General features: G+C 69.6%; 14 protein-coding genes. 5 read left to right on the top strand and 9 right to left on the bottom strand.

Annotated features, from left to right (window positions below):
• Nucleotides 1-276: 276 nt before the first annotated feature.
• On the top strand, nt 277-2,307 hold the full coding sequence (locus DJ018_RS09250) for an elongation factor G (protein WP_111514524.1): 2,031 nt from the start codon (nt 277-279) through the stop codon (nt 2,305-2,307).
• Between the two features lie 118 nt (nt 2,308-2,425).
• On the opposite strand, the gene DJ018_RS09245 is transcribed toward DJ018_RS09250, so the two are convergent.
• Genes DJ018_RS09245 through DJ018_RS09235 form a run of 3 tightly spaced genes read right to left on the bottom strand, consistent with a single transcriptional unit; the run spans nt 2,426 to nt 6,452 of the window.
• Entirely contained in the window at nt 2,426-3,880 is a 1,455-nt protein-coding gene (locus tag DJ018_RS09245) for an efflux transporter outer membrane subunit (RefSeq protein ID WP_111514523.1), read from the bottom strand.
• A complete protein-coding gene (locus DJ018_RS09240) occupies nt 3,861-5,384 on the bottom strand; it encodes a DHA2 family efflux MFS transporter permease subunit (protein ID WP_111514522.1) in 1,524 nt (507 codons plus the stop codon). Before DJ018_RS09240 ends, DJ018_RS09245 begins: the two co-directional genes overlap by 20 nt.
• A 12-nt stretch (nt 5,385-5,396) precedes the next feature.
• Entirely contained in the window at nt 5,397-6,452 is a 1,056-nt protein-coding gene (locus DJ018_RS09235; RefSeq protein WP_111514521.1) for an HlyD family secretion protein, read from the bottom strand.
• 166 nt (nt 6,453-6,618) lie between these two features.
• Here DJ018_RS09235 and DJ018_RS09230 point away from each other — a divergent pair, with 166 nt between their 5' ends.
• Together DJ018_RS09230 and DJ018_RS09225 are read left to right on the top strand one after the other, a co-directional pair.
• Nucleotides 6,619-7,563 (top strand): LysR family transcriptional regulator, encoded by a 945-nt coding sequence (locus DJ018_RS09230; RefSeq protein WP_111514520.1) that lies wholly within the window; start codon nt 6,619-6,621, stop codon nt 7,561-7,563.
• 14 nt (nt 7,564-7,577) lie between these two features.
• On the top strand, nt 7,578-7,979 hold the full coding sequence (locus DJ018_RS09225; protein ID WP_111514751.1) for a VOC family protein: 402 nt from the start codon (nt 7,578-7,580) through the stop codon (nt 7,977-7,979).
• Here DJ018_RS09225 and DJ018_RS09220 read toward each other — a convergent pair.
• Complete coding sequence (locus tag DJ018_RS09220; protein WP_111514519.1) at nt 7,945-8,583, bottom strand: glutathione S-transferase family protein; 639 nt, start codon at nt 8,581-8,583, stop codon at nt 7,945-7,947. The two genes, DJ018_RS09225 and DJ018_RS09220, sit on opposite strands and share 35 nt — an antisense overlap.
• A gap of 171 nt (nt 8,584-8,754) precedes the next feature.
• Between DJ018_RS09220 and DJ018_RS09215 the strand changes: the two genes are divergently transcribed.
• On the top strand, nt 8,755-9,957 hold the full coding sequence (locus DJ018_RS09215; protein ID WP_111514518.1) for a BaiN/RdsA family NAD(P)/FAD-dependent oxidoreductase: 1,203 nt from the start codon (nt 8,755-8,757) through the stop codon (nt 9,955-9,957).
• A gap of 149 nt (nt 9,958-10,106) precedes the next feature.
• Complete coding sequence (locus DJ018_RS09210; RefSeq protein WP_133254251.1) at nt 10,107-11,573, top strand: tetratricopeptide repeat protein; 1,467 nt, start codon at nt 10,107-10,109, stop codon at nt 11,571-11,573.
• A 55-nt stretch (nt 11,574-11,628) separates the two neighbouring features.
• Here the strand turns inward: DJ018_RS09210 and cckA are convergent, their stop codons facing one another.
• The 5 genes from cckA to DJ018_RS09185 form a co-directional block, all read right to left on the bottom strand.
• Complete coding sequence (cckA, locus tag DJ018_RS09205) at nt 11,629-13,704, bottom strand: cell cycle histidine kinase CckA (protein WP_111514516.1); 2,076 nt, start codon at nt 13,702-13,704, stop codon at nt 11,629-11,631.
• A gap of 73 nt (nt 13,705-13,777) precedes the next feature.
• Nucleotides 13,778-14,860, bottom strand: a complete 1,083-nt coding sequence (gene flhB, locus DJ018_RS09200; RefSeq protein ID WP_111514515.1) for a flagellar biosynthesis protein FlhB — start codon at nt 14,858-14,860, stop codon at nt 13,778-13,780.
• A complete protein-coding gene (fliR, locus tag DJ018_RS09195; protein ID WP_111514514.1) occupies nt 14,853-15,620 on the bottom strand; it encodes a flagellar biosynthetic protein FliR in 768 nt (255 codons plus the stop codon). The genes flhB and fliR overlap by 8 nt, the downstream gene beginning before the upstream one ends.
• A gap of 13 nt (nt 15,621-15,633) precedes the next feature.
• A complete protein-coding gene (gene fliQ / locus DJ018_RS09190; protein ID WP_111514513.1) occupies nt 15,634-15,897 on the bottom strand; it encodes a flagellar biosynthesis protein FliQ in 264 nt (87 codons plus the stop codon).
• Between the two features lie 126 nt (nt 15,898-16,023).
• Complete coding sequence (locus tag DJ018_RS09185) at nt 16,024-17,187, bottom strand: carbohydrate porin (protein ID WP_111514512.1); 1,164 nt, start codon at nt 17,185-17,187, stop codon at nt 16,024-16,026.
• Between the last annotated feature and the right edge of the window lie 86 nt (nt 17,188-17,273).

Below are 17,273 nucleotides of genomic sequence, written 5' to 3'. Positions count from 1 at the left end.
CGACCGTGACGGGGGCGCGATGCGCCAAGGCGCCTTCGTCACGGCCGCACCCCCATTCAACGGCGTCACGATACCATCGTTCTGCAACGCAGCCGTGCACACGATTTCGCGACGGGCGCGCGGCTGGCGCATCGGCACGGCCAGGCGCATAGTCACCGGCAGTTGGGCGGCCGCCGCCCAGTCGGCGAACCGCCTGTCATCTGCGCCGAAGGCGTCCTTTCGGACCGGGGCAATCCGGGAGGCGTCCTCAGCGCCAAAAGCGATGGGAGGACGACAATGCCGATTCCAACGGCGGGCTCCGTACGGGCGCTGGCGCTCGTGGGCCCCACAAGCGCCGGCAAGACCACTCTGCTTGAGGCCCTGCTGCTGGCCACCGGCGCCTTAGAGCGACGAGGCGGCGGCACGGCTGACAAGGTTGGCGACACCAGCCCTGAAGCCAAGGCCCGCGGCCATTCGGTGGAGCTGAACCTCGCCGGCTTCGACTTCATGGGCGACCGCTATGCGGTGGTCGACTGCCCCGGCTCCCTGGAATTCTGCGCCGACCTCGACTCCGCCGTGCCGGCGGTGGATCTGGCTATCGTGGTGGCCGAGCCGGACCCGGCCAAGGCCGCCCTGCTCCAGCCCACCTTGCGCGATCTCGAGCGGCTCGGCGTGCCCCACGCCCTGTTCATCAACAAGATGGACCAGGCCCGCGGCGCCTTGGACGAACTCCTGGCGGCGCTCGCTCCAGTCAGCGCCGCGCCCCTGGTCGCCCGGCAGATCCCGACCTGGGACGGCGAACGGGTCTCCGGCTTCATCGATCTGGCCCTGGAGCGCGCCTACCTCTATCGCCCCGGCGAGCCCTCCGCCCAGGTGGAGATCCCCGGCGAACTTGCCGAGGTCGAAGCCCAGGCCCGCTTCCACATGATGGAGCAGCTCGCCGACTTCGACGACGCCCTGCTGGAACAGCTGCTGTCCGACATGGTCCCCAGTCGTGACGCGGTGTTCACCGATCTCGTGCGGGAGATGAACGAGGGCCTGATCGTTCCGGTCTTCTTCGGCTCGGCCCTGAACGGCTTCGGCATCCGGCGCCTGCTCAAGGCCCTGCGGCACGAAGCGCCCCTGCCCGATCGCGCGGCGGAACGCGTCGGGGTGGACGGCGCCGGCGCCTACGTCCTGAAGACCGCCTATGCGGGCCAATCCGGCAAGCTCGCCTATGCCCGAACCTTCGGCCGGGCGCTGGAAGACAACGCCGACCTCACCCTCCCTTCGGGGGAGAAGAGCCGCGTCGGCGGCCTGTTCGGCGTCCAGGGCGCCAGCCTCGCCAAGATCGCCTCTGCGCGTCCCGGCGACATCTGCGCCATCGGCAAGGTGGAAAGCGCGACGGCCGGACAGATCCTGTCCATGACCGGCCAGCCGCAAAAGGCTCGCGCCGCCGCCGAAGCCCGTCGGCCGCTGTTCTCGGTCGCCCTGTCGGCCCGGCACCGCAAGGACGACGTGCGCCTGTCCGGCGCCTTGGCGAAGATCGTCGAGGAAGACCCCGGCCTGCGCCTCACCCACGACAGCGAGGGCCGTCAGGTTCTGCTGGCCGGCCAGGGCGAGGGCCACGTGCGACTGGCCCTGGAGCGCCTGCGACGCCGCTTCGGTGTCGAGATCGACACCGCCCAGCCGCGCACGCCTTATCGGGAAACCATTCTGCGGGCCGTCACCCAGCGCGCAAGGCACAAGAAGCAGTCCGGCGGCCACGGCCAGTTCGCCGACGTCACTATCGAGGTGCAGCCCCTGCCCCGGGGCTCGGGCTTCATGTTCGACAGCCGGGTGCTCGGCGGTGCGGTGCCCAAGCAGTGGATCCCCGCCGTGGCCGACGGCGTGCGCGACGGCCTCGCCAAGGGGCCGCTCGGCTTTCCCGTGACGGACCTCGCCGTGACCCTGCTGGACGGCCAGACCCACAGCGTCGACTCATCCGAGATGGCCTTCCGGATGGCCGGCCGCCTCGCCATCGAGGAAGCCCTCGCCCAGGCCGGCTCCATCCTGCTGGAGCCCATCGAGCGGCTCGTGGTCTACTCGCCCACCCCCGCGGCCTCCAACGTCACCTCGGCGCTCACCGCGCGGCGCGGCCAGATCCTGGGGCTTGGTCCACGAGAGGACTGGCGCGGCTGGGAGCGCATCGAAGCCTACCTGCCGCAAAGCGAGCGCCAGGACCTGATCGCCGAACTCCGCGGCCTCACCCAGGGCCTCGGCGCCTTCGAAGCCGACTTCCACCACATGGCCGAACTCACCGGCCGCCTCGCCGCCGAAGCCAGCGGACGACAAAGGGCGGAGGCGTGAGAGATGCTCCCCCTCAGGGGGAGCTGTCGCAGAGCGACTGAGGGGGTTTCACCCGCCGACTCCGCGGCGGGAACCCCCTCCGGCCTTCGGCCACCTCCCCCTGAGGGGGAGGATCGGCCTAGGCGCTCGTCCGCCAGTCCGCCGCCGTCGCGGCGTACAGCTGCACGAGGTCGGCGTAGCGTTGCGCTTCGGCCTGGGCCAGGGCGCGGCGGGCGCGGCTCAGCTGACGCTGGGCGTCGACCACCTGCAGCAGCGTGCCGCCGCCCAGGCGGTAGGCGGCCTCGGCGTCGCGCACCCCGGCCTGCGCCGAGCCTTGCGCCCGGGTCAGCGCCTCGATGGACTGCTCGTCCGTGGCCAGCGCCGACAGCACGTCGGAGACCTGACCGAAGGCGCGGATCACCGTTTGCTGATAGCGGGCCAGCGCCGCGCGCGCTTCGGCCTCCGCCGCCTGCCGGTTGGCTCGCAGCGTCCCGCCATGGAAGATGGGCGCGGTCACGCCCGTCAGCACGTTCCAGCCCGATGCGCTGTAGTTGAACAGGTTCTCCGGCTTCAGCGCGGTCTGGGTCAGGCCGGCCGACAGCGCCAGGTTTGGGTACTGCGCCGCCGCTGCCACCCCGATCTCGGCTGTCGCTTCATGCAGCTCGGCCTCCGAGGCCAGGATGTCCGGCCGCCGGCGCACCAACTCGGACGGCAGGCTCACCGGAACCGCCGTCGGCGCGCTCAGGCGGGCAAGGTCGAAGTCGGCGGCGCTGTACTCGGCCGGCGAGCGCCCGCTCAACAGGGCCAGCTGATGGCGCGCGGCCGTCAGCTCGCGCTGCAAGGGCGGCAGCAACGCCTGGTCCTCGGCCAGCTGCGCCTGTCCGCCGGTGATCGCCGACGGCGCCTCGCCGCCGGCCCGCTGGGCCCGGCGCACCATGTCGATCACCCGCTGGTCGTCGGCCACGATCTGCTCGACCGCGGCGATCTGGGCGCGCAGCCCGGCGATGCGCATGGCCTGCAGGGCCACGTTTCCGGTCAGCGTCAGATAGGCCGCGTCCGCTTCCCGCGCCTCGGCTTCCGCCCGCGCCGCCGCCGCTTCAGCCGCCCGGCGCTGGCCGCCGAACAGGTCGAGGTCGTAGCTGACCGTCCCGCCCACCGAGAACAGGTTGATGGTCGGGCTGGGGAAGCCGGAGATGCCGAAGGCAGCGGTGTTCACCCGCTGACGCTGGGCGCCGGCGGAGACATCCGCCTGCACGCCTTCCCGTCCCCGCACGGCCGCCAGTTGGGCGTTCGCCTTGGCGAGATTGGCTTCGGCTTCCGCGATGGTCGGGCTGTCGGCCAGGGCCTGGCGCACCGCCGCGTCGAGCTCTGGCGAGCCGAACGCCTGCCACCAGGGTCCCGCCGCCCGCGCTTCGGGCGACAGGTTCAGCGTCCGCGGCGCGGGATCGTTCGCCGCGGCGTACCCGCTGGCGGCGGCGCCCTGCGGCGCAGCCGGAGTCTGGAAGTTCGGGCCCACCGTGGCGCAGGCGGCCAGGGTCAGCGCAGAGGCGGACAGCGCGAGGACGCGCAGGGACTTAGTGATCGGCAACGGCATGGACCTTTGCTCCGCCCCCGCGCCGCGGCGTGCGCATCAGCAGCAGCATCGGCATGCACGCGAGGGTGATGATGAACATGAATTTGAAGTCGTCGATGTAGGCGATCATGGTCGCCTGGCGGGTGATCTCGGCGTTCAGGCCAAGCAGCCCCCCGGCTGAGTTCAGCGCCGCCCCCAGCCCCTGCCGCACCACCGGATCCGATGGGATCACCTGAGCGGCCAGGGACGAATGCATCACCTGGGTGTTGGACACCGTCATCGCCTGGATCACCGAGATCCCGACGCTGGAGCCGATGTTGCGGATCAGCGTGTAAAGGGCCGAGCCCTCCGCCCGCAGCTCCGGCGCGACGGTGGCGAACGCCAGCGTCGACAGCGGCACGAAGATCAGCCCGATGCCAAAGCCCTGGATGATGCCCGTGACCACCAGCGGCGTGCTGGTCATCGACAGGTCGAACTTCATCATCTCCCAAAGGGAGAAGGCGCTGATCGACAGGCCGACGAACAGGATCAGGCGGGTGTCCACCCGGCCCACCAGCCGCCCGACCACGAACATCGCCACCAGCGAGCCGATGCCTCGCGGCATGGAGACCAGGCCCGCGGTGATCACCGGATAGCCCAGCAGCGTCTGCATCATCGGCGGCAGCAAGGCCATCGTCGAGAACAGCAGGATGCCGATGAAGAAGCCGAAGATGCTGGCCGTGACGAAGTTGCGGTCCCGGGCCAGGCGCAGGTCGAAGAACGGGTGCTCGGCGGTGATGGTGTGCATCACGAACACCCACAGCCCGACGATCGCCACCAGCAGCTCGGCCCACACTTCGGGCGAAGAGAACCAGTCGAGGCTGGGGCCCCGGTCGAGCATCAGCTGCAGCCCGCCCACGAACAGCGTCAGCATGCCGAAGCCCAGGAAGTCGAACGGCTTCTGGCCTTTGACCTTGTCGCCCGAGATGAAGAACCACACGCCCAGCAGCGCCAGGATGCCGATCGGCAGGTTGATGTAGAAGCACCACCGCCAGGACAGGTTCTCGGTGAGGTAGCCGCCCAGCGCCGGCCCGAGGATCGGCCCCAGGATCGCGCCCGCGCCCCAGATCGCCATGGCCTGGCCGTGCTTCTCCGGCGGGTTGATGTCCAGCAGCACCGCCTGCGACAGCGGAATCAGCGAGGCGCCGAACACCCCCTGCAGCAGCCGGAACATCACCAGCTCTGGCAGGCTGGTGGCGATGCCGCACAGCATGGAGGCCACCGTGAACCCGGCGATCGACACCAGGAACAGCCGCTTGCGGCCGAACCGGTCGGCCAGCCAGCCGCTCAGCGGCGTCATGATCGCCGCCGCCACGATGTAGCTGGTCAGCACCCAGCTGATCTGCTCCGACGAGGCCGAGACATTGCCCTGGATGTGCGGCAGGGCGACGTTGGCGATCGTGGTGTCGATCGAGTTCATCACCGTGGCCAGCATGATGCTGATGGTGATGGGCCAGCGGTTGGCCGTATCCGTCTGGGAGGCCATGAGGCGGTATCCTTAGCCGGCGCGGCCGGGCGCGCTCACATCCACCGTCACGTGGGCGGACAGGCCCGCACGGGCCGCCATCCCTGGCGGGTCGCGATCGAACTCGATGCGGACCGGCAGGCGCTGGACGACCTTCACCCAGTTGCCCGTGGCGTTCTGCGCCGGCAGCGCCGAGAAGGCCGAGCCGGTGCCGGGGCTGAAGCTCACCACCCGTCCGGTCAGGTCGGCGTCCGGATAGGCGTCCACCTTGATGTGCACCGGCTGGCCGATCTTCATCTTGGCGAGCTGGTCTTCCTTGTAGTTCGCCTCCACCCAGGGCTTGCCCGACAGCAGCCAGAAGGCGGTTTGCGAGGCGTTCAGATAGGTGCCAACCGGCATCTGCTCGACGCGGGTGACGATGCCGTCGGCCGGGGCGACCACCGTGGTGTAGGACACGTTCAGCCGCGCCCGCTCCAGCTGGGCTCTGGCCGCCAGCACGCTCGGGTGTCCGGCGGGCGAAGCGCCCGCGCTGCCGCCCAGTTGGGCCAGCGCCTGGGCCGCCTGTTGCTGCACCACCGCCAGCTGCTCACGCGCCTGCTGGGCGGCGTGGGCGGCCTGGTCGACCTGCTGCTGGGAAGCGACGCCCGCCGCGGCCAGCTGCCGTTGGCGCGCAGCTTCCCGAGCGGCGTAGGCCAAGGTCTCGCGCGCCGCGCTCACCGCCGCCTGCTGCTGGCCATAGGCCGCCTGCGCCGCACGGATCCGCAGCTCGGCGTCGGCCACCTGCGCCTCGGCCGCCTGGACGTTGGCGGTGAAGTCTCGCGCGTCGATGCGGAACAGCACCGTGCCCTTGCGGACGAACTGGTTCTCCCGGACGAAGACTTCCGTCACCCGCCCGCCGATCGATGGCGCCACCGGCGCCTTGGCGATCTGGACATAGGCGTTGTCGGTCGCCTGGCTCCGTCCACCGGTCACCACGAAATAGACAACCGCAACCGCGATCAGCAGCGGCCCGCCCAGGATCAGCGGCCAGCGGAAACGCTTCAGGCCGCGCTTGGTCGGAACGGCGGAGTTGGAGTGCGGATCGCTCACGAGGCGAGCCCTCTCTGGAGGTTCTGGTTTGTACGAATGGACGGGGGACCGCCGGCGCCCGCCAAGGCGCGCCCGGTGTTCTCCCCTCAGCGGGCCAGATAGTTGCGGTACGCCGATGATCCAAATGATATGTGGTCACGCAGCATATGAACGGAGTACATGATCCTTGCTGCCCGACCTCAACCTTCTGAGGGTCTTCGATGTGCTGCTGGAGGAGCGCAGCGTCACCCGCGCCGGCGCGCGCCTGGGGCTAACCCAATCGGCGGTGAGCCACGCGCTGAACCGCCTCCGCTATTCCCTCGGTGACGAGCTCTTCGTGCGCGGCCCCAACGGCATGCAGCCGACGCCTCGCGCTTTGGAGATGGGCGCCCAGGTGCATGCCGCCCTGAACCAGCTTCAAGCCGCCGTATCGCCGCAGGATTTCGATCCCTCCACCACCGAGCGGCGCTTCGTGCTGGTGGCGGGCGCCTACTCCGCCACGGTCCTGGGACCGGAGATCGCCAGCCGCATGGCCCAGATCGCGCCCCGCGCCGAGGTGGTGCTGCAGGAGCTTCTGCCCGACGTCCTGGATCGCCTGGACACCCGCCGGGTGGACTTCATCCTGGGCGGGGTGGTCGCCGCGCCGGACCGCTTCGCCCGCGAGCCGGTGCTGGAGGAGACCCTCTGCTGGGTGGTCCGCGCCGACCACCCGCTGGCCGCCCTGCCGGAGGTCAGCCTCGAAGCGCTGGTCTCCTATCCGCACGTCACCATCTCGCGCCAGCTTCCGGGGCTCGGCCCCGACGAGCGCCCCGACCTCGTGACCAAGGCCAGCTGGATCGACGGCGGCGCCTTTGAAGCCGCGCTGAACGCGGCGGGGCTCACCCGTCAGGTGGGGGTCACCGCGCCCGACACCTATTCGGCCCTGTCCATCGCGAGCCGCACCCTGCTGGTGGCCATCGCGCCCCGCAGGCTCGCCCAGCTGGCCGCGGAGACCGGCCGGGTGAAGCTGATCGAGCCGCCCTACCCGTCCCAGCCGGTGCCGGTGAACCTCGTCTTCCTCCGCGACCGGGCCGTCGAGCCGGCGATCGCCTGGATGCGCGAGCTGATCCGCCAAGCCGGCGCCGCCATCTGATGGAGCCTGCCGCCATGTCCCGCCTCAGCCTCACCGCCCTGCTGGTCCGCGACTATGACGAGGCCATCGACTTCTATGTCGGCAAGGTCGGCTTCGAACTCGCAGAGGACACCGCCATGGGTCCGGACAAGCGCTGGGTGGTGGTCCGCCCTAAGGGGTCGCAAGGCGGTCTGCTGCTGGCCCGCGCCAGCGGCCCCGAACAGAAGGCCCGCATCGGCGATCAGGCCGGCGGGCGCGTCTTCCTGTTTCTGGAAACCGACGATTTCGCCGCCGACCACGCCCGCATGAGCGCGGCCGGCGTGCGCTTCCTCGAAACGCCCCGCCACGAGCCCTACGGCAGCGTGGCGGTGTTCGAGGATCTCTACGGCAACCGGTGGGACCTTATTCAGCCGGTTCAGGCTGGTGCGCGGGGATGAGGGCGTCGTCCAGCTCCCGCGCCCGCTCGGCGGCGGGACGAGCGGTAGCCTTCTGGGCAAACTTCTCGAACGCCGCCCGCTTCTCGATCGTGCCCCACTGCAGGCCCCAGGCCAGGTGCGAGCCGACATAAAGGTCCGCCGCCGTGAAATGGTCGCCGGCCAGCCAGCCGCCGTCCCAAACCGCCTGCTCCAGGGTGTCCATGACGTCCTCGTAGCAGCCGTAGCCGGCCAAGCCGCGCTTGTCCGCCGGGACCTCGACGCCGAGAGCCTTGTTGACCACGGCCGCCTCCAGGGGGCCGGCCGCGAAGAACAGCCAGCGATAATACGCGCCCCGGTTCGGATCCTGCGGCGCGGGCGCGAGCCCGGCCTGCGGAAAGGCGTCGGCCAGATAGGCGCAGATGGCCGCGCATTCGGTGATCACCACCTCGCCGTGCCGGATGGCCGGCACCTTGCCCATCGGGTTGATGGCCTTGTACTCGGCGGCCTTCATCTGCGGCCAGTCGAGGATCTGGGTGTCGTAAGGCTGGCCCACCTCTTCCAGCATCCAGCGCACGATCCGGCCGCGCGACATGGGGTTGGTGTAGAAGACGAGATCGCGGGACATGACAGCTGCTCCTCAGGTGCTTCGGGGAAGATGCTGAGAGCCTAATCATGGGCTGCTGACAGCCTTCTGTCAGCAGCTGGCGAACATCGGTCTTCGATTTGTGGGCGGACAGGCGATCCCCATCTGCGCTGCGGATCCGCGTAGTTCGCGACTTGGGGCGTGGAGCAGGCTATGTGCCCCGACATGAAGACGGCGGCGGTGATCGGCGGCGGCCCGGCGGGCCTGATGGCGGCGGAAGTCCTGGCGAACGCCGAGGTGGCCGTGACGGTCTACGAGAAGATGCCCTCGGTCGGGCGCAAGCTGCTGATGGCCGGGCGCGGCGGGCTCAATCTCACGCATTCGGAGGATTTCGAGGCTTTCGTGGCGCGCTACGGCGCGGCCGCCCCGCGCCTGCGCCCTCTTCTGGAAGCCTTTCCGCCCGCCGCCCTGATGGCCTGGGCGGAGGATCTGGGCCAGCCCCTGTTCACCGGCACCAGCGGGCGTGTCTTCCCCAAGGCGCTGAAGGCCTCTCCGCTGCTGCGCGCCTGGCTGCGGCGCCTGGACGGCCGGGGCGTGCAGGTTCGCACCCGGGCGGCCTGGCAAGGCTGGACGCAGGACGGCGCCCTGCAGATCGATGGGCAGGCCGTGCGGCCCGACATCACCATCCTGGCCCTGGGCGGCGCCAGCTGGCCAAGGCTCGGGTCTGACGGCGCCTGGGCCGGCCTTCTGCAGGACGAAGGCGTCGCGGTGACGCCGTTCCAGCCCAGCAACATGGGGGTCAACGTCCCCTGGAGCGACGTCCTGCTCTCGCGCTTCGAGGGCCAGCCACTGAAGAACGTGCGCCTGTCCGGCGGCGGCGCCTCCGTGCTCGGCGAGACCGTGGTCACGCGCTACGGCCTGGAAGGCGGCGCCGTCTACGCCATCTCCGCCGCCTTGCGCGAAGCGGTCGCGAACGGCGCCGGCATGCTCGAAATCGACCTGCGGCCCGACCTCACGGTTCAGAAGCTCACGTCCAGGCTGGCGGTTGAACGCCGCGGCCAGAGCCTCGCCACCTTTCTGCGCAAGGCCGCCGGCCTCTCGCCCCTGGAGATCAGCCTTCTGCGCGAGGCTCATGGCGTTCAGCTACCCGCCGAACCCGGCCCCCTGGCCCGCGCCATCAAGGCCGCGCCCCTGAAGCTCACCGGTGTCCAAGGCCTGGACCGGGCGATCTCCAGCGCCGGGGGCGTGGCTCTGGAGGCCGTCGACGCGGACCTGATGCTCTCCGCCCGCCCTGGCGTCTTCGTGGCCGGCGAGATGCTGGACTGGGAAGCGCCGACGGGCGGCTACCTCCTCCAGGCCAGCTTCGCTACCGGCGTGGCGGCGGCGCAAGGCGCCCTGCGCCGCCTAGAGGCTTAGCGGCCCACGATCTGCGAGATCAGTCCGCTGGCCAGCGCCCCGGCCAGGCGGGGTGCTCGCGGCGCTCGGCCCTTGGAACGCCCGAGCTGCACCTTGGCCTCCTGCGCCTGTTGCGGCAGGATGCACGCCGTATTTGGGGGAGCTTACCGGTGAAATCTGTGATTGTGGCCGCTGCTGCGAGCGGCCTGCTACTTTGCGCGACCGCTGCGCACGCGCAGGCCGATCGCTCCTTCGAAGCCGAAGCGACGCGGGTCATTCAGGCCGTCAGAACCAAGGGCTGCGACGTCGCCGCACTGAAACGGCTCGTGGGCCGGCGCGGCTTCGAGCAACTCACAAGCGCCCAGCAATCGACCGCTTTGACCACCCTGGCGATGTGCGACATCGACAACGGCGTGGAGTGGTCGCGCAAAGCGACGGCATTTCCGGACGCCTCGTCCTTGGCCTGGGCCACACGGTTCGTTTACGCGGCCGCCGCCGCCCGCGATCGCGCCGACGCCCTGCAGTCCATCGAGCGCGCCGCCAGTCTCGCTGATGACGGTACGTTCGCCCTGCTCATCGACGACGTCGCGGTCGTGTTCGGCTTCGAGCTGGCAGATCACCCCGCCGAATTCCAGCGCTACATGGCCGCGCTTATGACCGCTGGCTGGAACAGCGAGCAGTACGGGGCCGCTGACGATCTTTGGATTCTCTACTCTGAGCGTCTGGCCGCCGGCGGTGACGCCTCGCGCGCCTGGGGCGCCGCCAAACGGGTGGTTGGCGCGACCTCCCTCACGAAGCTTAGCCTCGATAAGCGGTTCGACGACTTCGTCGCAATGGACCGCAAACGTTACGACGTGGCTACCGCGACGGCGGCCTCATTGCAGGCCCATCAGGCCGCTTTCGGTAGTGAACCCTCCGCCGAAAATCTGCTGGCCTTGAGCACTGACCTGCGCGCCTTGGGCCGCCTGGACGAGGCGCTTGCGCTGATCTCCGGCTGGCTGGCCCGACCTAACTCCACGGAGGACGCCGAATACAACTGGGTTGGCAATGACAAGGCCATGACCCTCTACGCACTCGGGCGTACGGACGAGGCGGTCACGACCATGCGGGTGTTTGCGGCGCGGCCGGAACGCGGCAAGCCCAACGTCATCCAGTCCGTCAATCTCGCGCTCCTGCTCAACGCGGCCGGCCGCCCGCAAGAGGCGCTGGATGCTCTGAAGCCGTTCGGGTCGGCCGAAGGCGAGCTCAGTTCGTATGCCTCGATCTGGGTCCGTGCCGAACGCGCCTGCGCCTATGCGCAGCTCGGCGAGGCCGCCAGCCTTCGAGAACAACTCGCCTACACCGTCGCCCATGAAGCGGACGATCCAACCGCCGCGGTGAAGGCGCAGCTTTGCGCGGGCGACACCGCCGCGGCTGTGGCGATCTACGCACGCCGCCTGAAGGATCCGGACCAGCGTCGGGCCGCCCTGTTCGAGCTCAGCCGGTTCAAGCCGGATCAGCGTGCCGCGTTTGACCTCAAGCTGGCGGCGCGCCTCGATCAGGTGCGAGCCGATCCCGCTTTAAAGGCCGCCGTCGCCGCTGTGGGGCGGACTAGCGAGCTGCCGCTGCACGGCGCCGCCCTGACGGAATTCTATTGAAAGACGAGCGCGACCTCGGGCGGCAGCAAGCCCTCCGAGGTCGGCCAACGCCGCCTTAAGCCGCCTTCTGAAGCTCCTGCTTCACCCGCTCGGCCAGGGTCTTGATGTCGATCGGCTTGGGCAGGAACGAGACGTTGGTCTCGCCTTCCAGCAGGTCCGAGAACTCCGACTCCGCATAGCCGGAGATGAACATCACCGGCGCGCCGTTAAGGTACTGGCGAGCCTGCTTCAGCAGGTCAGGTCCCTGCATGCCGGGCATCACCACGTCGGAGATCATCAGGTCGATCTCGCCGGCGTGCTCCTCGGCAAGCTCCAGGGCTTCCTCGCCGCTCGCCGCCTCGATCACTTCGTAGCCGCGGGCGCGCAGCAGCTTGGCGGCGACGCCGCGCACCGCGTCCTCGTCCTCCACGAACAGGATGCGGCCCGCGCCGGACAGGTCGCGCGCCACCGGGCGCTTGGGCGCCGCCGGCTGCGAGGCGGGAACCACAGAGGCGTCCTGGTGATGGACCGGCAGGAAGATCCGGAACGCCGTGCCCTCGCCTAGCCTGGACTCCAGGCCGATGAAGCCGTCCGACTGCTTGACGATGCCGTACACGGTGGCGAGGCCCAGGCCCGTGCCCTCGCCCACCGGCTTGGTGGTGAAGAACGGCTCGAAGATCTTCTCGCGCAGGTCCGGCGGGATGCCGGGGCCGTCGTCGCTGACCTCGATCAGCGCCTGGTCGCCCACCGCGCCGGGATAGCCCATGTCCCGCGCCTGCTCCTGGGTAAGGCGGGCGGTGCGGATCTTCACCGTGCCGCCGCCCTTGGCCGCGCGCACGGCGTCGCGGGCGTTGACCGCCAGGTTCATGACGGCCGTCTCGAGCTGGCCGCGGTCGGCGCGCACCTGCGGCAGGTTGCGGCCATACTCGGTGGACAGGTTCACGTCCTCGTAGAGCACCCGGCGCAGCAGCACCTCGAACTCGCTGATCAGCTCGCCCAGGTCGAGGATCTCGCGCTGGACGGTCTGCTTGCGCGAGAAGGCCAGCAGCTTGCGCACCAGATCGGCCGCACGCGCCGACGTCTGACGGATTTCGTTCAGCCCCTCGTAGGAGGGATCGCCCACCGGGTGGCGCGAGGCCAGCACGTCGAGCTGCATGAAGATGGCGGTCAGCAGATTGTTGAAGTCGTGCGCCACGCCGCCGGCCAACTGGCCGATCGCCTGCATCTTTTGGCTCTGGGCCAGCTGCAGCTCGATTTGCTTCTGGTCGGAAACGTCCACCAGATAAGCGACCCAGCGCCCGTCGCTCTTCGCCAGATACAGGTGCGCGATCCGCGCCGGATCGTGCGCCAGCCGCACTTCCAGGGCGGCGACCGCACCGGCCGCCAGTCGCTGGGCGGCGTCGGCGCGGGAGGCGGGCTCGATCAGCTCGCCGAAAGCCTGGCCCTTCTCTCCGCCGCCAGCCACCGACTTCAGGGCTGGGTTGGCTTCGACGATCAGGGCCGCAAACGGGTCTTCGCCTTCCAGCAGGGCCGCGCCGAACGGCGAGGCGGCCGCAAAGGCGTCCAGCACCTTGGGCGGCGGCGGGCCGGCCTTGGCGACGGCGTTGATCACTTCCATGGCGGCGGCCGGCAGAGCCAGCGCTGGGCCATGGCCTCCCATGCGGACCAGGAAGCGGCGGGTCCCCAGCGCGGTGACCTGCACCTCGTGCTCGCCGCCGTTGGCGCGCAGCGAGGCGCGGCCCGCCTCGCCGCGACGCGCGGTCGTGAAGGCGGCGAACAGGCTGGCGGCCGAAGGGCCCGACTTGGGCAGGCGCGGCCCGGTCCCGCAGACCTGTTTCCAGGCGGCGTTGGAGCCCTGGATGCGGCCGTCCGGATGGACAATGGCTGCCGGTTCCGACAGGGCCAGGATCAGGGCGTCGGCGCCCGGCTCGCTGTCCGGCGCCGGCTCGGCCGAGCCGCGCAGCACGAAGAGGCCAAGGCAGGCCACGCCGGCCAAGCCGATCAGCAGCATCAGGCCGGCCAGGGTCGTCGGACCCGCATGCACGGCGGGCGCCGCGGCGAAGGCCACGGCGAGCAGGAAGAACAGCACGGCGCCCGCGGTCAGCGGGTCGACCTTGCGCTTGGCGCGTTTGCTGGACGTCGGCTCAGTCATCGCGAGCGACTGCGCCTCCCTGTTTGCCCCCGGCGCGGACAGTGCGCCCGACGAATCAACCATACGCATTCTCTCACAGCGGCCGCGACGCGACACGGCGTCCGGCGTTGAGGATGAAGCCGATGACCTTGGCCACGGCTTCGTAGTGGGCGGGCGGGATCATGTCGTCGATCTCCACCGCGGCGTAGAGGGCGCGGGCCAGCGGCGGGTCTTCCACCACGGGGACGCCGGCTTCCTCGGCCACCGAACGGATCTTCAGCGCCAGGGCGTCTAGGCCCTTGGCCACGCAGATGGGAGCGGCGTCCTCGCCCTGGTTGTAGCGCAGCGCCACGGCGTAGTGGGTCGGGTTCATGACCACCACCGTGGCGCCGGGCACCGCCTGCATCATCCGCCGCCGGGCCTTCTCGTGGCGGATCTGCTTCTGCTTGGCTTTGACGTGCGGGTCGCCTTCGGTCTGCTTGTAGTCTTCCTTGACCTCTTCCTTGGTCATCTTCATGCGCGCCATGAAGCGCTGCTTCTGGATGAACCAGTCGGCCGCCGCGACCACCAGCAGAAGACCGACCACGGCGAACACCAGCCGGCGCAGGATCTGGACGCAGAACGGCAGGATGGCCGCCGGGTCCAGGGCCGCCAGGTTCTGCAGCTGGCTCATGTGCGGCTTCACCGCCCACCAGGCCACATAGGCGGTGATTACCACCTTGATCAGCGAGCGGGCGAACTGGATCAGGCTGTCCAGGCCGAACATCCGCTTCAGCCCGCCCATGGGCGAGACCTTCTTCCAGTCTGGCTTCAGCTTGTCCGGCGTGAACATGATGCCGGTCTGCACCAGGTGGCCGGCCACGCCTGCGATGCTGGCGACCACCAGCAGGATCAGCATGATCGGCGCGCAGGCCAGCATGGCCTTCCGGGCCACAGCCAGACCGCCGCCGCCGTGCAGCACGTATTGGTCCGGATGCTCCAGGAACGGCAGCATGGCGATGGCCACGTTGCGGCACATCCAGCCGCCCATGGCGGTCAGCACCGCCGCCGTCGAGGCCAGCACGAAGACGCCGGACAGGTCCTGGGTCTTGGCGACGTCGCCCTTTTCCCGCGCCTTCTGCAGCTTCTGGGGTGTCGGCTCCTCTGTTTTGGAAGCGCCTTCGTTCTCCTCAGCCATTGCCGACCCCGAAAGGCGCAAGGATCTCGCGGTAGCGGTCCAGCCAGACCATGCCCACCACGCCCAGGCTCAGGGCGAAGATCGACAGGCCCAGCAGCACCGACAGAGGCGCGGCCACGAAGAACACCTGGAACTGCGGCATCACCCGCGCGACCAGGCCGATGGCGACATTGAGGATGAAGCCGAACACCAGCACCGGCGCCGACATCTGCACCCCCAGCGCAAAGGCCTTGCCCACCGTCTGCACGGCCAGCTGGCCCGCATCGTTGACCATGATGTCCCGCGCGAACGGAAAGAGGCTGTAGCTCTTCACCACCGCCCCGATGAACAGGTGGTGGAGGTTGGTGGACATGATCAGCACCATGCCCAGCAGGCTCAGGAAGGTGCCCAGCGTCGGCGTGGTCGAGCCCATGGCCGGGTTGGCCGTCTGGGCGAACGACAGGGTGGTCTGGATGGAGATCACCTCCCCCGCCGTCGATAGGGAGGCCATGAACAGCTTCAGGATCCCGCCGATCATCAGGCCGATCAGCGTCTCCTTGATCACCGCGCCGGCCACGCCGCTGACCTGCGGCGGAATGGGGGGCGCCGTGCCCCCGATCACCGGAAACAGCACCAGGGCGAACACGAACGCGAACGCCAGCCGCACGCGCGGCGGCACGAATCCCTCGCCCACGCCCGGCATGAGCATGATGATCCCCGCCAGACGTGCGAAGATCAGCCCGCCTGCGAAGACCTGTTGGGCTGTGGCGTAGGACTCCATCCTGCGCTCGGCGCTACATCGCCGCGATTCGTTCGGCGATGTGCCGCATGAAGCCGCTCATCAGCGCGCCCATCAGCGGCAGGAAGATCAGCAGCGACACGAAGATCGCCACGATCTTGGGCGCATAGACCAGCGTCGCTTCCTGGATCTGGGTCAGGGCCTGCAGCAAGCCGATGCCCACACCCACCACTAGGCCCACGATCAGCACGGGCGCCGACAGCTGAAGGGTCAGCCAGATCGCGTCGCGACCGACGTCCAGGACCTCAGCGCCGTTCATGGGGTAAGCCTCTCCAAAGCCACTGGAATCGCCGCAGCGACCGAGGCCCCACCTTCCGCACGTCATGGTTAACGATTGGCTACTTTCGTTAACCATCCGGCAGTTTTTGCCGGGCCGGGCTCTGGTCTAGAGCAGCGACAGACTGACCCGCGCGCCCACGATCACCGCCAAGTCCCGCGTGCGGTCCCCACTCGGATGGCGGATCAGCTGCAGGTCGGGCTGCACGGTCAGGCGCCCGAACCGCTGCGAAAGCGTCGCTTCGAAGCCGCTCTCCGCCTCGCCCAGCTCCAGCCCCTCGGCCGCGCCTGCCGCGCGCGCCCTGCCGGACAGGAATCCCTGCTGCACGCCGAAGGACGCCTCGCTGTCCGGCGATCCCGGCAGCACGCCTTGGAAGCGGACGCCCGCTTGCCAGCCGCCTCGGAACGGCGTCGTCTGGCCGTCCGAGATCCCCGCCCGCACGAACACCGACGCCGCCGGCAAGCCTGCGCGCTGAGGCAGCGGCCCTTCAGCCAGCACATAGCCGCCGCGCGCGGACCGCCGCGGCCCTGGCGCGCCCGCAAGGCTCGCCTCCAGCACCGTCTGCTTTTCCGTGTAGGTCCAGGCGCCGATGGCGACGTGCGCCGGTCCCTGCAGGCCCGCCTCGCCAATCAGGATCGCGCCGTCGTCCAGCCCCATCTGCAGGTCCTCGGCGTCGTTCAGGCTGGCGGGCTCGGCGTTCACCACCGCCGCCTGCACATAGCGCCCGCCGCCTTCCGCCTTCACCCGCACCGCCAGCGCGGTCAGCGGAAAGATCGATGGCCCGTTCGGCCCCGTGGAGGCGAATTCCGACCCAACCCCGAAGCTCGGCGCGATCAGCAGGCCCGACGCCTCGGTGCTGTAGAACTCGCTGTCCACCGCATAGAGCCCGCCGCGCACGGAAACTGCCCCGTCCCGCAGCGCCTGCTCGACCCACAGCTCGTAGAGCCGCCCGCGCGCCTGCGAGACCTCAATGTTGTCCACCCCCTGCAGCGTGCCCGCCAGGTCGTTGGGCTTGCCCCCGCTGTTGTTCAGCAGGTGGGCGTGCACAGTCGCGCCACGCCAGCCGGCGATGCGCTCCAGGTCCCCGTCCACCACCACGTCCAGGTTGTCGAGGAACCGTCCCGCGCGGCTTGCGCCGCCGGACACCGGCCCCATCACGTCCGCCGTGTAGACGATCTCCGTCGACCAGGCCTTCTCCTGCGCCTGCGCAGCTCCGGCCATGGCCATCAGCACGCACGCCGCGAGGGCGCCACGCTTCGCCACCATAGTCATACCCACCAGCTCGTTCTTCTTGGTGAGGTGAGTAGAACTTTCAGGTGAGCATAAGCTTAAGCTTCAGATAGCACGATTACCTTGTG

It is taken from the genome of Phenylobacterium deserti (assembly GCF_003254705.1).
GTDB classification, from domain to species: Bacteria; Pseudomonadota; Alphaproteobacteria; order Caulobacterales; family Caulobacteraceae; genus Phenylobacterium; species Phenylobacterium deserti.
Note: the sequence above shows the minus strand (reverse complement) of the source record. Positions and strands in the feature narration are given on the sequence as shown.

Excerpts from the sequence above, each read along its gene's own strand:
- cckA (WP_111514516.1), bottom strand. The coding sequence starts at position 13,704 with ATGACTGAGCCGACGTCCAGCAAACGCGCCAAGCGCAAGGTCGACCCG.
- DJ018_RS09240 (WP_111514522.1), bottom strand. The coding sequence starts at position 5,384 with ATGGCCTCCCAGACGGATACGGCCAACCGCTGGCCCATCACCATCAGC.
- DJ018_RS09225 (WP_111514751.1), top strand. The coding sequence starts at position 7,578 with ATGTCCCGCCTCAGCCTCACCGCCCTGCTGGTCCGCGACTATGACGAG.
- DJ018_RS09215 (WP_111514518.1), top strand. The coding sequence starts at position 8,755 with ATGTGCCCCGACATGAAGACGGCGGCGGTGATCGGCGGCGGCCCGGCG.
- DJ018_RS09245 (WP_111514523.1), bottom strand. The coding sequence starts at position 3,880 with ATGCCGTTGCCGATCACTAAGTCCCTGCGCGTCCTCGCGCTGTCCGCC.
- DJ018_RS09220 (WP_111514519.1), bottom strand. The coding sequence starts at position 8,583 with ATGTCCCGCGATCTCGTCTTCTACACCAACCCCATGTCGCGCGGCCGG.
- flhB (WP_111514515.1), bottom strand. The coding sequence starts at position 14,860 with ATGGCTGAGGAGAACGAAGGCGCTTCCAAAACAGAGGAGCCGACACCC.
- fliR (WP_111514514.1), bottom strand. The coding sequence starts at position 15,620 with ATGGAGTCCTACGCCACAGCCCAACAGGTCTTCGCAGGCGGGCTGATC.
- fliQ (WP_111514513.1), bottom strand. The coding sequence starts at position 15,897 with ATGAACGGCGCTGAGGTCCTGGACGTCGGTCGCGACGCGATCTGGCTG.
- DJ018_RS09185 (WP_111514512.1), bottom strand. The coding sequence starts at position 17,187 with ATGACTATGGTGGCGAAGCGTGGCGCCCTCGCGGCGTGCGTGCTGATG.
- DJ018_RS09250 (WP_111514524.1), top strand. The coding sequence starts at position 277 with ATGCCGATTCCAACGGCGGGCTCCGTACGGGCGCTGGCGCTCGTGGGC.